The organism is Chryseobacterium carnipullorum (assembly GCF_003815695.1).
Taxonomy (GTDB): domain Bacteria; phylum Bacteroidota; class Bacteroidia; order Flavobacteriales; family Weeksellaceae; genus Chryseobacterium; species Chryseobacterium carnipullorum.
Genome location: NZ_CP033920.1, coordinates 748,452 through 764,081, shown reverse-complemented (window position 1 = coordinate 764,081; position 15,630 = coordinate 748,452). Strand labels below are relative to the sequence as shown.

Genomic DNA, 15,630 nt, shown 5'->3' with positions numbered 1-15,630 from the left:
ACAATTATGAGAGAAGTTTATTTCATTAAACAAAATAAAGAAAAATGGTTGGGAATTGAACAGGTTATTCAAGGGAAAGTAAAAAAAAATCCTGATGACCTGACTTCTTTGTATATCAACCTGATCAATGACCTTTCATTTGCGCAGACCTATTATCCCAAAAGCAATACCACGGTATACCTGAATCATTTGTCTTCGCAGATATTTCAGAAGATTTATAAGACCAAAAGAGTAGAGGAGAACAGGCTGATCTACTTCTTTAAAACGGAAGTTCCCCTGCTGGTCTATCAGTACAGGAGATATCTTATGTATGCGTTTCTGTTTTTCATCTTTTTTACTTCAATAGGAGTGCTATCGGGAGCTTATGATAAAGACTTTGCGAATATCATTCTGGGAGAAAATTATGTTAATGAAACGATAGAAAATATTAAAAAAGGAAATGCAGTTGGTGTTTACCAGAGTGGATCTACCTGGGGCAGTACCATAGGGATCATTTTTAATAATATCGGAGTAGGAGCCAAACTGTATATTTATGGAATTACGGCAGGGGTGGGAACTTTATTTGCCCTTCTTTCCAACAGCGTTATGCTAGGTTCTTTCCAATATTTTTTCTATGATTATGGAGCCTTGAAAGACAGTGCAAGAGGAATCTGGCTTCATGGTGTTTTTGAGATCTTTGCAATGGTTGTGGAGGCTATGTGTGGACTTATTCTGGGAGCGAGTATTCTGTTTCCGAGAACATTTTCAAGATTTAATTCTTTTAAAACGGGTTTTAAAGATTCTTTTAAAATCTTTCTCAGCACCATTCCTTTTACCATTTGTGCCGGAATTATTGAAGGTTATGTAACAAGACATGCTTTGAGAATGCCACTGGTAGTCAACTTAGCGATAATCATCAGTTCACTGACCATTATAGGATTTTATTATTTCATTTATCCTTCAGTGGTTCATAAAAAAACGAATAATCACAACCATGATGCAGTTTTATAAAAAAAGAGAATTTGGAGCTTTCATCACTGATAGTTTTAATTTTTTTAAACTTTACGGGAAAAACTATTTTAAAAATTATATTCTGATCAACGGATTACTATTAATCTTAACAATTGCCGTTGTGATCTTTGGATTTAAAGAGATCTTCGGACAGCTTGTCGGCTCCAATATGAGCGGGGAAAGCTACTATTTTGAAAGATATTTTGAAGATAACTCAGGAATGCTCATTGTAGCGGGAATTTTGGTTTTTGTCCTTTTTATCCTTCTGGCAATCGTCAATTATCTGTATCCTGTTTTTTATATGAAAAGGATCGCTGAAGGTGCTCAAAAGATCAAGACAGATGAAATCTTAGGAGATTTTAAAAGAAATGCTGGAAGAATTTTTAAGATGGGTATCGGAATGCTGTTTATTGTATTTCCGGTGACCATGATCATCGTAGGATTTTCTTATGTACTGCTGCTGATCATTATCGGTTTTTTCCTGATACTGCTTGTATACCCTACAGCATTTAATGTTTCTGCATTTTTGATGTACGATTATTTTAATGCCAAAAGAGGCTTTATGGAAAGCCTGAGTTATTCCATAAGATCCCAGTTTTCTTACCCGAACGGAAATGAAAAATCTCCGTACTGGAAATACTGGGGAGCATCCATCATCATGTTTGTTATTTTATATGTGGTGAGTTTGGTATTTACAATGGTTCCAATGGTTTTTGTGTACGGATCGGTCCTTACTTCAACGCCTGACGGAAATTTTGAAGAGAATCCTTTTGCCGGAACTGCAGGAATTATTTTCTTTGTATTCTATGGGATTTCAATGCTAGCATCTTTATTCCTTTCCAATCTTATGTTTATCAATGCAGGTCTGATGTATTACGACAGCAGAACAGATCTTCATCAGAAAGCTGAACTTGAAGAAATAGAAACTATCGGTATCAATGAATAAATTACTTCTTTTTCTGTTGATCTTTTTCTCCATTGGTCCTGTTCGTGCACAGGATAACGATGGAGATGGTACAGTAGAAGATTATATTGTAGATTCTTTGGGGACCGGACATTACCGGAATATGCTCCGTGCAGATTCTGTACTGATTCTGCAACCTGTTTCAGAAAATACAGCCTATCCTAAAAAGTTCAAAGAAAATATTAAGTCCAGGTATAAAGGAAACGAATTTGATTATTCGGTATCCAAGCCGAGAGAATCTTTCTTGCAGAAATTAATTAGGAGAATAGACAAGATCCTTCAGAGTATTTTTGGGGAAACAGTCTTTACCAATTCGGCCAAAATTACAACGGTCCTTATCCGCTTGTTTGCCATTATTCTGGTAGGATTTCTTCTTTATTTTATTACTAAATATCTAATGGGCAAAGACGGAAATCTCTTCTTCGGAAAGAAAAATAAAAAAATAAATATCAATGCGGAAGAGCTTCATGAAAATATCCATGAGATCAATTTTCCTGAAAGCATTGCGAAATTTGAGCGAGAAGGAGATTACCGTTCAGCCGTGCGCTACCAGTTCCTCTTTATCCTTAAAAAACTAAGTGATAAAAAACAGATCAACTGGAATCCTGAGAAAACAAATAAAGACTATGCTGCAGAATTGAAAGACTTAGGCCTTAAGGAAGAATTTGCGCGACTTTCCTATATTTTCGACTATGTTTGGTACGGCGAGTTCAGTATTGACGAACAGGGTTATCAGAAATTTAAAAATCAGTATCAGTCATTTAAACTGTAATTAAACCATTTACCATGAAAAAAACCTTCAAAATATATGCTGTGATATTCATCGTTGTGATGGTTATTCTGGCGTTGCTTGAAGTCAATAAAAAAGAAACAACAAACTGGCGGAAGAATTTTAATATTCATGAAAAGTCTCCTTTCGGTCTGTTTGTGTTTAATAATGAAGCGAAAGATCTGTTTAAAAATAATCTGAAAAAAATAGAACAGACCCCTTACGACTATTACACTCAGCACAAAAAGGAAGTACACAATATCATCGTCATTGAAAAAGAGCTGGACAAAGAATCCTGGAAGAAAATTCTGGATGAGGTGTCAAACGGTTCAGATGCCATGATTTTGGTAAGCCATGCTCCTAAAGATATTTCAGACAGTATTGGCTACCATAGCTCTGATATTTCTTTTGAGGAGGAAAATGTACTAAAACTGACCGATAAAAAATATCAGAATGATTTTATTAAATTAGATAAATTTCCTTCAGGCAGAGGATTTTCATACATTAAGCCTAATGTGGAAGTATTGGGGAAAACAGTAGAGAAAAATAATTCAGATCAGGCTAATTTTATCAAGATTCGATTTGGAAAAGGGACGATCTATGCCCATAGTGAACCTCTTTTTCTTACCAACTATTACCTCCTCAAACCCGGCAATATCAAATATGCACAGGATGTTTTTTCCTATCTTCAGGATAGAGAAACAATCTGGTTTGTAGAAAATGACACCAAAGTTTCGCGCTTCTTTATGAGATTTGTCCTCTCCAATCCGGCACTGAAATATGCCTGGTGGTTGTTTTTAGGAGGTCTTATATTGTTTATTTTTTTTAATGCTAAAAGAAAACAGCGTATAGTTCCTGTTTTAGAGCCACTGAGAAATACCTCGGTAGATTTTGTGAAAAGTATAGGAAATCTTTATCTTCAGGAAGGAGATTTTCATGATATGATGGCCAAAAAAGCCCAATATTTCCTGAATAAAGTAAGAATGGATCTTTTGATCGATACTCAAAATCTCGATGCTGAATTTGCTAAAAAACTTCAGCTAAAGACAGGAAAAAATATTGAAATGATCAATGAAGCTATAGTTCTGATCAGAAAAGGACAGGATCCCTATGCCCACGTGATGAAAGAAGACCTCACAAGATTGAATAAGCTTCTTGATGAGATTTTGAAATAATTGAGTAGGGTAACAATGTAACAATGTAACAATGTAACAATGTAACAATGTAACAATGTAACAATGTAACAATGTAACAATGGTTATTGGTAAACTGCTAGACTGTTTTATTGTTACATTATTAAAAATAAGTTAGAGTCCCGAAAGGACGATTTACCAAAAATCGGATAAAGTACGATTGACTAAAACCACAGATATAAAAGTATGGAAAACCATGAAAATCAAAATGTAGAACCTCAAAGTTCTATCAATCTCAATAAAAGTGAAGATCAGTTTCAGTCCAGGATTGATATGATCGAGCTCCGTACCAGTTTAGAAAAAGTAAAAACTGAAATAGCCAAAGTAATTGTCGGACAGGAAAGCATGATAGAACATCTTATTGCAGCCCTTCTGTCAAACGGGCATGTCCTGATCGAGGGTGTTCCGGGTGTGGCTAAAACCATCACGGCTAAACTTTTGGCAAAGACCATTGATGTTGGTTTCAGTAGGATTCAGTTTACACCGGACCTTATGCCTTCAGATATTTTGGGAACCTCTGTTTTCAATGTGAAAAACTCTGAATTTGAATTTAAAAAAGGACCTATATTTTCAAGCTTTATATTAATTGATGAGATCAACAGATCTCCTGCCAAAACTCAGGCGGCTTTGTTTGAGGTGATGGAAGAAAGGCAGATCACCATGGATGGAGTCCGTTATATTATGGACGAACCCTTCCTGGTTGTAGCTACCCAAAACCCGATAGAGCATGAAGGAACTTACAGACTGCCTGAAGCACAGCTGGACCGTTTTCTATTCAAAATCAATGTAGGCTATCCGAATCTTGAACAAGAAGTTGCGATTATCAGAAACCAGCACGAAAGCCGGAAAGAAGATAAGACAGAGGGCGTACATCGTGTTATTACGGCCGGACAATTGAAAAGTTATCAGAATCTGGTAAAAGAAATTGTTGTAGAGGCTCAGCTCATGGAATATATCGCCAAAATTATAGTCAATACCAGAGAAAACCAATTTTTATATCTCGGAGCTTCTCCAAGAGCATCATTGGCACTTCTTACAGCGTCTAAAGCTTTTGCGGCGATGAGGGGAAGAGACTTTGTAACACCCGAAGATATTAAAGAAGCGAGCTATGCTGTATTAAGACACAGAGTAATCGTTTCTCCCGAAAGAGAAATGGAAGGCTTGACTGCCGATGAAATTATACGTCAGATCTTAGAGGGAATAGAGATTCCTAGATAGGCTGCAGATATTAGATATCAGGTTGCAGTTGATAGTTGTTTGTCGTACCATGTTCTTCAGTTAGTTTAACTAAAGTGTATCTATATAGCAAATTTTAAGGAACTTCTGGTTTGGCCGAAATCGGTAGATTTTGTTACAGATATTTATAAAAGTACAGGATCTTTTCCGAAAGATGAAAATGAGGACAATTATCAAAAATTAAATAATGCAATCATAGAAATTTCAAAAATGCTGAATGGTTTAATAAACTCCCTACAATCAGTTTAACATAGCACCTGCAAACTGCTGCCGTCAATTTATTACCTAAAAAAATGAAAAACCTATACATCAATACACGATTTTTCTTTTCGCTCATAGGAGTGGGGATTGTGTACGTCCTTGCATTTTTCTTTCCGGTTCTGATGTGGGCGGCTCACCTGCTTTTGCTGATCTGTTTTCTTGCTGCCATGGTAGATTATCTTTTATTGTTTAATCAAAAGAATGCACTGCTTGCCCAAAGAATACTGCCGGAAAAACTGTCCAATGGAGATGAAAATTTTGTAAAAATCGATATTAAAAACAATTATAGCTTTAAGATTAGTACCAGGATTATTGATGAAATTCCGTTCCAGTTCCAAAAGAGAGATTTTTTAATTACAAAAGATATTGAATCCGGTAGAAATACCTATTTCCAATACAGCCTTGAGCCCAAAGAAAGAGGAGAGTACAGCTTTGGAAACCTTAATGTATATGCATCCTCACCACTGGGATTTGTATCCAGAAGATTTAATTTCCAGAAAGACGTTATGCTGCCCGCGTATCCATCCTTCGTACATCTTAGAAAATATGAATTGATGGCACTGCAGAGTGAATTTATGCTCGGTGGAATCAAAAAAATCAGAAAACTGGGACATACCATGGAATTTGAACAAATCAAAGAATATGTTCCTGGAGATGATATCAGAACCATCAACTGGAAAGCTACCTCTAAAACCAACCGATTAATGGTGAATCAGTTTCAGGATGAAAAATCACAACGTATCTTTATTCTGATCGATAAAGGAAGGACCATGAAAATGCCTTTCAATGGGTTGAGTCTGCTTGATTATTCCATCAATGCCGCAATGGCCCTGTCCCATATTATCCTGAAGAAAGGGGATCGTGCAGGAATGATGACTTTTTCTAAAAAGACTGAAAATAAAATCGCTGCTGAAAATAAATCAGGACAGCTGAGAAAGATCTCGGAAGCTCTCTATAATATTAAAACAGACTTTTTTGAAAGTGATTTTAACCGCCTTTATCAGGATGTGAAATATTCTCTGAACCAAAGGAGTCTTGTCTTGCTTTTTACCAATTTTGAAACATTGGACGGTTTAAACCGGCAGCTGAAATATCTTCGGGGGATTGCCAAAAATCATCTTTTGGTCGTTATCTTTTTCAAAAACTCAGAACTGCAGACCCTGATTCATAAAAACCCGGAGAATATGCAGGAAATTTATGATGAAATTGTTGCAGAAAAGTTTGAATTTGAAAAGAAACTCATTATCCAGGAACTTAGAAAGTATGGGATCTACACGGTGTATACTTTGCCTGAGAATTTAAATATTGACGTTATCAATAAATATCTTGAGATAAAAGCGAGAGGAATTTTATAATTTTGCATTCATAATAAATCCAATGGCTTCTGAAATTCTGAATGGAGCCCAAAAATCTTACAATAAAATTTGAAATGAAAATAACCCTAAACAGAATCAACGACGATTTTTTATTTGAATGTACCAATTCCCAGGGAAATTCAATCCTTTTGGATAATACCTCACAGCCGGGAGCTAAAGGCGTTTCTCCAATGGAAAGTGTACTGATGGCCGTTGCAGGTTGCAGTGGGATAGATGTAGTCGCTATCCTGAAAAAACAGCGTCAGGAAATTACAGGTTTTAAAGCTGAAGTAGAAGGAGAAAGAGTTCCTGTAGACGATGCAAAACCTTTTAAATCCGTTAAAGTAAGATTTCTTCTCGAAGGAAATATAGATCCTAAAAAAGCACTGAAAGCAGCAGAGCTGTCTTTTGAAAAATACTGTTCCGTATCAAAAACTTTAGAGCCGAATGTAGAGATTGGATATGAAGTTCTTGTCAACGGCGAGAAAATTTAATCTTTTGAATTGATAATAAGAGGCCGGCCCATTTGGGCCGGCCTCTTATTTTATACCGTTAATCTGGGTTTCATAAGCTTGGCTACCGTTGCTGTCCATCCGGTCTGATGGGAAGCTCCTACACCGCGGCCATTATCCCCGTGAAAATATTCAAAAAACGTAATGTAATCCTTAAAATGTTCATCATAATTGAACTTGGCATTTCCGCCGTTGAAAGGTCGCTGTCCGTCTTCATCCTTTAAAAATAAAGAGCAGAGTCTTTTGCTGATATTCTGTGCCACTTCATCCAGATTTTTCTTTTCACCACTTCCCGTTGGGAATTCCACTTTTAAACTGTTGCCATAGTAAAAATGAAAACGCTGTAAACTTTCCACAATCAGGAAATTGATAGGGAACCAGATCGGGCCACGCCAATTGCTGTTTCCTCCAAACATACGGCTGTCGCTTTCGGCAGGAGTATAGTAGACCACATTTTCTGTACCGTGAACTGAAAATACAAACGGATTTTCCTCGTAGACTTTTGACATCGCACGGATTCCATAGGAACTTAAAAATTCTTTCTCGTCCAGCATTCTCCTTAAAACCTTGGTCAATCTGTTCTTACGCAGGATACTCATCAGGTGTTTTCTGCCCTGTCCTTCCTCATCCCAGTGCGAAACCAGCTTTGTAAGCTCAGGTTTATTTTTTAATACCCATTCCATTCTTGCCTGGAAATTTGGCATCTTATCCAATAATTTATGATCGATGATTTCTACGGCAAACATTGGGATCAACCCCACAATACTTCTTAATTTTAAAGAAACACTTTCTCCGTTACCCAGTTGCAACACATCATAGAAAAAGCCGTCTTCCTCGTTCCATAGGCCTTCTTTGCCATCCCCTAAATTTTCCATTGCTTCCGCGATATACAGATAATGCTCAAAGAACTTAATAGCCATATCTTCGTACACCTGATAATACTGCGCAAGTTCCATCGCTATCCGCATCATATTAAGCGCATACATCGCCATCCAGCTCGTTCCGTCCGCCTGTTCCAGATGCTGTCCGTCCTTCAGTTCCATATTACGGTCAAAAGCCCCGATATTATCCAGTCCCAGGAAACCACCACCAAAAATATTATTTCCGCTCTGGTCCTTCCTGTTGACCCACCAGGTAAAATTCAGGAGAAGTTTCTGGAAAACTTTTTCCAGAAATAAAAGATCGGGTTTACCGTTTTGTTTTTCATCGATCTTAAAAACCCTGAAACAGGACCATGCATGTACAGGTGGATTCACATCGCTCAGATTCCATTCATAAGCAGGAAGCTGTCCATTCGGATGCATATACCATTCCTTGGTCAAAAGAAGAAGCTGTCCTTTAGCAAATTCAGCATCAATGATAGAAAAAGGAACGCAGTGAAATGCGAGATCCCAGGTGGCGTACCATGGATACTCCCATTTATCAGGCATCGAAATAATATCCTTATTGTGAAGGTGATTCCATTCCGTATTTCTTACATAGTCGTTGAAATTTCTCGGAGCATTATGATTTGGATCGCCTTTCAGCCATTTTCCTACATTGTAATGATAGAACTGTTTATTCCACAAAAGTCCTGCAAAAGCCTGTCTTTGGACATTCGTTTCATCTTCGTTCGTCGTTTCACTCTGAATCTCCTGATAAAACTCGTTCGTCTCAGCAATTCTTCTGGCAAAGATCTCGTCAAACTGATCAAAAGGACCGTCAATTTCCTCAGGACATAGCCTGAAATCAAAAGTTTTCGATTGTCCAGCTTCAATACAATCATCAATGATAAAAGAACCTTTACTTCCTCGTTTTTCAGGATTTACCGTATTACTTCCATAAACGATATGATCATTAATTCCGTCCTTGAAGTACGTATTTCCGGTATAAGGCGCTCCATACAATTTAGGGGCATTGGTTTCATTTTCACAAAACGCACTTTTCGCTGCCAGATTTCTCGAATAGATTTTTTTGATCGAGATGCTGTCATGGTTAATATCAATGCATCCGTCGAACGAAGCATTCATCTGTCCTTTATAAGTATTGTAGCCCCATTTCCAGTTATTTCTGAACCAAGCAGTCGGTGCTATTACAATAGGAGCATCTTGTTTGCTTCTGTTATGAACCGTTACTCTTGCCAGAATATCATTGTGATCCGCTTTACAGTATTCAATGAAAATATCAAAATATTCATCATTGTCAAAAATTCCCGTATCAAAAATCTCGTATTCAGGTTCCTTTTTGCTTCGTCTTCCGTTTTCAGCCACCAGATCATCATAGGGAAATGCATTGATCGGATATTTGTATACCATTTTCATATAACTATGAGTAGGCGTATTATCCAGGTAATAAAAGATCTCTTTAATATCCTCCCCGTGGTTTCCCTGAGGATTACTCAGTCCGAAGAAACGTTCCTTGACTATTTTATCTTTTTTGTTCCAGAATGAAAATGCAAAACAGAAAATCTGTTTCACATCAGAGATTCCGGCGATGCCTTCTTCTCCCCATCTGTAGGCGTAGCTTTCTGCATTATTATGGTTGGCGTAATGCCATGCATTTCCGTTCGGGCTGTAGTCTTCACGTACATTTCCCCACTGCCGGTTGCTTACGTACGGACCCCAGTTTTTCCATTTGGAATCTTGTAATCTTTCTTTTTCAACAATCATATTTCATCACTTTTTTCAATACGAAGGTAGTTTTTTTGAAAAATAATTCCAATTCCTTTCATCTGAAGAATTCTTAACATAGCCTTGAAACACTTATCATTACAGGCTTTTTTAATATTAAATATTTTTTTTTGAAAAATTAAAAAGAAAAGACTTATCTTTGCAGAGCGTTCATTCAAATATTGAAAATGTTATCAAGAAAGGTTGAGGGATTAGACCCTATGAAACCTTAGCAACCCTTTGTGCAAGCAAAGAAGGTGCTACGTTCTACCAATTTATTTTGGACAGATAACTTACTGAAGTTCTTTTCAGCCATTTCCTGTGGCATTTTCAATTGTATTAAAATAATAATAGAATTGAAAACAGAACTAAACTATATACATCTTTCGTATCAGAATCATTCCCAAAAGGAATACCATATCCCGTTGACTTATCAGATCTTCGGGAAAGACCTGTTTACCGCACCTCTTATATTGGTTAATCATGCTTTAACCGGAAATTCAAATGTCTCCGGAGAAAAAGGATGGTGGAAACAATTGATTGGTGAAAATCATGTGATCGATACGAATAAATACACAGTTCTCTGTTTCAATATCCCCGGAAACGGATATGATCATTTTTTAATTGACGAATACGAAGACTTCACCCCTTCAGATATTGCTCAAATATTTTTGAAAGGGCTCGAAGCTTTACATATCAAAAACATATATGCCATTATTGGAGGCTCTCTCGGAGGAGGAATTGCCTGGGAAATGCTTTCCAGACAGCCACAGCTCGCAGAGATATTCATCCCCATTGCCTGCGATTTTAAAACGCATGACTGGCTTCACGCACAGTGTCTGGTTCAGAAATTTTTGCTGAACGGAAATGACGAACCTCTGCAGAAAGCAAGGATTCACGCTATGCTGTGTTACAGAACTCCCCAGTCTTTAAATGACAGATTTCAAAACAGATATCATCAGGGAAATCAGCGGCTAGAGTCAGAAGACTGGCTTGTCTATCACGGTAATTCATTAAACGATAGATTTAGTTTAGAGTCTTATAAGCTGATGAATCATTTGCTGATGAATATTAATACCCACGAAGATCAACTGGAAAAAATCGGAGCACGAATGCACCTGATCGCTGTAGATACAGATTTATTCTTTCCTGCCTCAGAAATTCGAATGTGCTTTGAAAAGCTGAAGGCGAAAAAGAAAGATGTTTTCTATCATGAGATACAGTCTATTCATGGCCATGATGCCTTCTTAATGGAATACGAACAATTAAATAATATCATAAATAATATTTTGTAGAATGAAATGGCGCGGAAGCGAAGTTTTATCTGACAAATGACAAACAAAAAATTAGAAACAGATGAAAAATGCGAAAGAGATTAAGTTTTTAAAAAACAGATCAATCATCAAATTTGAAGGAGAAGATTTCTTAGGTGAAATCGGGATCGACGGAAGGATTTTTAAGGCGCTTACCTTAGCGCGAATCAGTGTAGGGGTAATTTCCCAGCAGGCTATTGAAAACGGACTTTCTATTCTGGTCAATGAGGCAGATGCAGAAAAAGCGGTTGCCTGTCTGATTGATGAATTTGAAGCAGAAAGAAAATCAGGAAAGGTTTCACAGATCTATAGCATTAATAATGTTTCCGTACTTGGATTTGTAGCGGAAGATTTCAATAAAGTTTTGGCAGAATTGGCCAGAAATAATGTTTTCCCTCTTCTTTTAAACCAGGTTGCAGGAGAAAACAGAGTCAATATTGTAGTGACCTCCTCACAGGATGAAAAAACGAAGAATGTTATTGAATCTGAAATTTTCAATAAACCTAAAACCGTTCATTTGGCAATTATTGGTCATGGAAACGTGGGGAAAACTTTAATAGAACAGGTATTGCGGTCTTCAGAAGAAATCAGAAGACGTAAAAAAATAGACCTTAAGGTAGTGGCAGTAGCCAATTCAAGAAAAATTGCTTTCAATAAAAAAGGCTTTAATGCAGATTGGAATGATGAGGTTTTAACAGCACAACATCCATCCAATGTTGAAGAGCTGATCAGCTTCTCAAAAGAAAATCAGCTGGAAAATCTTATCGTTGTTGATAATACTGCGAGTAAAGATTTTGTGAAAAACTATCATGCCCTTGCTGAAAACGGTTTTGATCTGGTTTCTTCCAATAAAATTTTTAATACACTTCCCATCGAGGAATACCGTAAACTAAGATATACGTTGAGTAAAAATAACAGACGTTATCTTTATGAAACTAATGTAGGAGCAGGTCTTCCATTAATTGATACCATAAAACTATTGCACCTTTCAGGTGAAAACATCACCCGGATCAAAGGAGTATTCTCCGGTTCATTAAGCTATATCTTTAATAATTTCTCTGTGAGAAACGATAAGTTTTCAACCATCATCGGAGAAGCCATGGAAAAAGGATATACAGAACCTGATCCTCGTGAAGACCTGTCAGGAAATGATGTCGCCAGAAAGCTTCTGATCCTTGCTAGAGAGTTAGACCTGATCAATGAATTCCAGGATATTGATATCCAGAATTTAATACCGGAAAATCTTCTCTCTGTAGATAAAAATGAATTTATCTCAAGACTTGATGAACTGGATGAAGAATACCAGAAAATAAAAGGAGGGCAGGAGCCCGGACATGTACTTCGCTATGTAGGAGATCTTCATGGAGACCTTCAGAAAGACAAAGGACAGCTTGACGTAAAATTGGTTTCTGTACCGGGAAGTTCTGCTTTAGGCCAGCTTAAAGGTTCGGATTCCATTTTTGAGATTTATACAGAAAGTTATGGAGAAAACCCGATTGTGATCATGGGAGCCGGTGCCGGCGCTCAGGTGACCGCAAGAGGTGTTTTCGGTGATATTTTAAGAGTAAGTGAAACTAAATAAAAGATAATTTAACAATGTATCAATGTAACAGTTTACCAATAAATAGTACTACAACGGTCATTCTAAACTCATAGAGAATCTCATTGGTAGATTGGTATACTGATATATTGGTACATTTTATATAAACTATATGGAAAATTTTGAAACCTCCGCCATAAGAACCCAAACTGAAAGAACCCAGTTTGATGAACATTCTACACCGCTATATCTTACGTCCAGTTTTATTTTTCAGGATGCAGAAGATATGAGAGCGAGCTTTGCTGAAGAAAAATCTAAAAACCTTTACAGCCGTTTTTCCAATCCCAATGTGACTGAATTCACAGATAAGATCGTTACAATGGAAGGAGCAGAAGCAGGATATGCATTTGCAACAGGAATGGCAGCTATTTATTCCACATTTGCCACTTTACTGGATGCGGGAGACCATATCGTAAGCTGTCAGTCAGTTTTCGGATCTACCCATACTTTATTTACGAAGTATTTCCCGAAATGGAATATTGAAACGACCTATTTCAAAGCGGAAGATGCCAACAATGTTGAACAATATATTAAGCCCAATACCAAGATCCTGTATCTTGAAACCCCTACCAATCCGGCTATTGAAATTCTGGATCTTGAATTTTTTGGAAAAATTGCAAAAAAACATAATCTTATTTTTATTGTAGATAACTGTTTTGCAACGCCTTATCTTCAACAGCCTATTAAATATGGTGCAGATGTTGTTGTTCATTCTGCAACGAAACTTATTGATGGACAGGGCAGAGTATTGGGTGGGGTAGCCGTAGGAAAAGCTGATCTGATCAGGGAGATTTATCTTTTTGCAAGAAATACCGGACCTGCAATGTCACCTTTCAATGCCTGGGTATTGTCGAAAAGCCTGGAGACATTGGCTATCCGTGTAGAAAAGCATTGTGAGAATGCATTAAAGGTCGCAGAGTTTTTAGAGAGCCATCCCAATGTAGAACTCACTAAATATCCATTTTTAAAATCTCACCCAAGTTATGAAGTAGCGAAAAAGCAGATGAAATTGGGAGGTAATATTGTCGCATTTGAAATCAAAGGTGGAATAGAAGGCGGAAGAAATTTCCTGGATAGAATAAAAATGTGTTCGCTTTCTGCCAATTTGGGAGATACAAGGACTATCGTAACACATCCTGCATCAACCACGCATTCAAAACTGACCGAAGAAGAAAGAAATGAAGTCGGAATTACGGCAGGGCTTGTGCGTTGTTCGGTAGGTCTGGAACATATAGATGATATTATTGCTGACCTGAAGCAGGCTTTAGATTAGTTGAGAATTAATCGTTGAAAGTTGATACATATGAGCAGAGATTATACACAGTTGGAGGTTTGGAATGAAGGAAGGAAATTGGTTGTACTACTAGACAGTTTCACCAAAAAGAATCTTAGGAAAGAATTATCTGATTTTACCAGCCTGATCAGAAGAGCAGTGACTTCAGTTCCATTGAATATGGCCGAAGGATGCGGAACCCGGATTTCAAAAGATCCGCTCCAGTTTCTGCATATTGCCGGAGGATCTTTGTACGAACTTGAAACACAGCTTTGTTTGTCCTTAGGTCAGAACGAAATCTCTAAAAAGGATTTTGAGAAAGTAACCTCAAAAATACTTTTATGTAAAAAGCTTATCAGCGGATTTATCAATCATTATAAGAAAATAGAACATGAAAAATAGCAGACAAGACGCTCAACTTTTATCTCTTAATGCTCAGCTGGAAAAGAGAATTCTCGTTCTGGACGGCGCTATGGGAACTATGCTTCAGAGATATAAGTTCGAGGAGGAAGATTATCGCGGAGAACGTTTCAAAGACTGGGAACATTCCGTAAAAGGAAATAATGACCTGCTTTCTCTGACCCAGCCTCAGGCCATCGAAGAAGTGCATAGAAAGTACCTCGAAGCCGGGGCAGACATTATTGAAACCAATACGTTTTCAGGAACTACCATTGCCATGGCAGATTACCACATGGAAGAGCTGGTCTATGAACTGAATTATGAATCAGCGAAAATTGCCAGAAAAGTCTGTGATGAATTTACCGCCCAAAATCCTGATAAACCAAGATTTGTAGCAGGTTCCATTGGACCCACCAACAGAACAGCAAGCTTAAGTCCCGACGTTAATGATCCGGGATACAGAGCCATCACCTTTGAAGAATTAAGAGTAGCATACAAACAACAGTGTGAAGCTTTGCTGGATGGAGGTTCAGATATCCTTTTGGTAGAAACCATTTTTGACACCCTGAATGCTAAGGCAGCATTGTTTGCCATTGATGAGCTTCAGGAAGAAAGGAATATAAAAATTCCGATCATGGTTTCCGGAACAATTACTGATGCTTCAGGAAGAACATTGAGCGGGCAGACCGCAGAAGCTTTCCTGATATCAGTTTCACACCTTAACTTATTGAGTGTAGGATTTAACTGTGCTTTAGGTGCAGATCAGCTTACCCCTTATCTGGAAACTTTGGCTCATAATTCTGACTTTTATATTTCTGCTTATCCGAATGCCGGACTTCCGAATGCTTTCGGGAAATATGATGAGACACCGGAAGATATGGCAAGACAGATTAAGGAATATGTTGAGAAAAAACTGATCAATATTATTGGCGGATGCTGTGGTACGACGCCGGATCATATAAAAGCAATTTCAGATTTGGTGGCGCAATATCCGCCAAGAAAAGCAAAAGAATTTGTTTGATCAGGCCGTTTTTAAATTAAAACAAGAATAGAAGCTGGCTTATAAAAAGTTTCCGCTGTTTACCACTTTAGGCAGAGCTAGAGATCTGCAGAGACC

General features: G+C 37.5%; 13 protein-coding genes and 1 riboswitch. Of the genes, 12 read left to right on the top strand and 1 reads right to left on the bottom strand.

Annotated elements, in window-relative coordinates:
- Window positions 1-6: 6 nt before the first annotated feature.
- The 7 genes from EG346_RS03555 (at window position 7) to EG346_RS03520 (ending at window position 7,262) form a co-directional block, all read left to right on the top strand.
- Window positions 7-990 carry a stage II sporulation protein M gene (locus EG346_RS03555; protein WP_123877017.1) on the top strand — a complete coding sequence of 328 codons (984 nt, stop codon included), beginning with the start codon at window positions 7-9 and terminating at the stop codon, window positions 988-990.
- On the top strand, window positions 974-1,936 hold the full coding sequence (locus EG346_RS03550; RefSeq protein ID WP_123877016.1) for a DUF4013 domain-containing protein: 963 nt from the start codon (window positions 974-976) through the stop codon (window positions 1,934-1,936). The genes EG346_RS03555 and EG346_RS03550 overlap by 17 nt, the downstream gene beginning before the upstream one ends.
- Window positions 1,929-2,726: a DUF4129 domain-containing protein gene (locus tag EG346_RS03545; RefSeq protein WP_123877015.1), complete on the top strand. Its 798-nt coding sequence runs from the start codon at window positions 1,929-1,931 to the stop codon at window positions 2,724-2,726. Before EG346_RS03550 ends, EG346_RS03545 begins: the two co-directional genes overlap by 8 nt.
- A gap of 14 nt (window positions 2,727-2,740) precedes the next feature.
- Entirely contained in the window at window positions 2,741-3,898 is a 1,158-nt protein-coding gene (locus tag EG346_RS03540; protein WP_123877014.1) for a DUF4350 family protein, read from the top strand.
- A gap of 204 nt (window positions 3,899-4,102) precedes the next feature.
- Window positions 4,103-5,134, top strand: coding sequence for an AAA family ATPase (locus EG346_RS03535; protein ID WP_123877013.1), 1,032 nt, complete (start codon window positions 4,103-4,105; stop codon window positions 5,132-5,134).
- A gap of 311 nt (window positions 5,135-5,445) precedes the next feature.
- Entirely contained in the window at window positions 5,446-6,768 is a 1,323-nt protein-coding gene (locus EG346_RS03525) for a DUF58 domain-containing protein (RefSeq protein ID WP_123877012.1), read from the top strand.
- Between the two features lie 74 nt (window positions 6,769-6,842).
- Entirely contained in the window at window positions 6,843-7,262 is a 420-nt protein-coding gene (locus EG346_RS03520; RefSeq protein ID WP_123877011.1) for an OsmC family protein, read from the top strand.
- Between the two features lie 50 nt (window positions 7,263-7,312).
- Here the strand turns inward: EG346_RS03520 and EG346_RS03515 are convergent, their stop codons facing one another.
- Window positions 7,313-9,928, bottom strand: a complete 2,616-nt coding sequence (locus tag EG346_RS03515) for an MGH1-like glycoside hydrolase domain-containing protein (protein ID WP_073336391.1) — start codon at window positions 9,926-9,928, stop codon at window positions 7,313-7,315.
- Window positions 9,929-10,116: 188 nt separating this feature from the next.
- Window positions 10,117-10,223: riboswitch (SAM riboswitch) on the top strand.
- A gap of 61 nt (window positions 10,224-10,284) precedes the next feature.
- Here EG346_RS03515 and EG346_RS03510 point away from each other — a divergent pair.
- The 5 genes from EG346_RS03510 (at window position 10,285) to EG346_RS03490 (ending at window position 15,534) form a co-directional block, all read left to right on the top strand.
- Window positions 10,285-11,223: an alpha/beta fold hydrolase gene (locus EG346_RS03510; protein WP_123877010.1), complete on the top strand. Its 939-nt coding sequence runs from the start codon at window positions 10,285-10,287 to the stop codon at window positions 11,221-11,223.
- A 61-nt stretch (window positions 11,224-11,284) separates the two neighbouring features.
- Window positions 11,285-12,823, top strand: coding sequence for an ACT domain-containing protein (locus tag EG346_RS03505; RefSeq protein ID WP_123877009.1), 1,539 nt, complete (start codon window positions 11,285-11,287; stop codon window positions 12,821-12,823).
- A gap of 130 nt (window positions 12,824-12,953) precedes the next feature.
- Window positions 12,954-14,114 carry an O-succinylhomoserine sulfhydrylase gene (locus EG346_RS03500; RefSeq protein ID WP_123877008.1) on the top strand — a complete coding sequence of 387 codons (1,161 nt, stop codon included), beginning with the start codon at window positions 12,954-12,956 and terminating at the stop codon, window positions 14,112-14,114.
- Window positions 14,115-14,144: 30 nt separating this feature from the next.
- Window positions 14,145-14,516, top strand: coding sequence for a four helix bundle protein (locus EG346_RS03495; protein WP_073336399.1), 372 nt, complete (start codon window positions 14,145-14,147; stop codon window positions 14,514-14,516).
- Window positions 14,506-15,534: a homocysteine S-methyltransferase family protein gene (locus tag EG346_RS03490; RefSeq protein WP_073336401.1), complete on the top strand. Its 1,029-nt coding sequence runs from the start codon at window positions 14,506-14,508 to the stop codon at window positions 15,532-15,534. Before EG346_RS03495 ends, EG346_RS03490 begins: the two co-directional genes overlap by 11 nt.
- Window positions 15,535-15,630: the final 96 nt, after the last annotated feature.

Bases quoted from the DNA above. Each gene is read 5' to 3' on its own strand.
- EG346_RS03535 (WP_123877013.1), top strand. From the start codon at position 4,103: ATGGAAAACCATGAAAATCAAAATGTAGAACCTCAAAGTTCTATCAAT.
- EG346_RS03540 (WP_123877014.1), top strand. From the start codon at position 2,741: ATGAAAAAAACCTTCAAAATATATGCTGTGATATTCATCGTTGTGATG.
- EG346_RS03520 (WP_123877011.1), top strand. From the start codon at position 6,843: ATGAAAATAACCCTAAACAGAATCAACGACGATTTTTTATTTGAATGT.
- EG346_RS03545 (WP_123877015.1), top strand. From the start codon at position 1,929: ATGAATAAATTACTTCTTTTTCTGTTGATCTTTTTCTCCATTGGTCCT.
- EG346_RS03505 (WP_123877009.1), top strand. From the start codon at position 11,285: ATGAAAAATGCGAAAGAGATTAAGTTTTTAAAAAACAGATCAATCATC.
- EG346_RS03500 (WP_123877008.1), top strand. From the start codon at position 12,954: ATGGAAAATTTTGAAACCTCCGCCATAAGAACCCAAACTGAAAGAACC.
- EG346_RS03550 (WP_123877016.1), top strand. From the start codon at position 974: ATGATGCAGTTTTATAAAAAAAGAGAATTTGGAGCTTTCATCACTGAT.
- EG346_RS03515 (WP_073336391.1), bottom strand. From the start codon at position 9,928: ATGATTGTTGAAAAAGAAAGATTACAAGATTCCAAATGGAAAAACTGG.
- EG346_RS03495 (WP_073336399.1), top strand. From the start codon at position 14,145: ATGAGCAGAGATTATACACAGTTGGAGGTTTGGAATGAAGGAAGGAAA.
- EG346_RS03555 (WP_123877017.1), top strand. From the start codon at position 7: ATGAGAGAAGTTTATTTCATTAAACAAAATAAAGAAAAATGGTTGGGA.
- EG346_RS03490 (WP_073336401.1), top strand. From the start codon at position 14,506: ATGAAAAATAGCAGACAAGACGCTCAACTTTTATCTCTTAATGCTCAG.
- EG346_RS03525 (WP_123877012.1), top strand. From the start codon at position 5,446: ATGAAAAACCTATACATCAATACACGATTTTTCTTTTCGCTCATAGGA.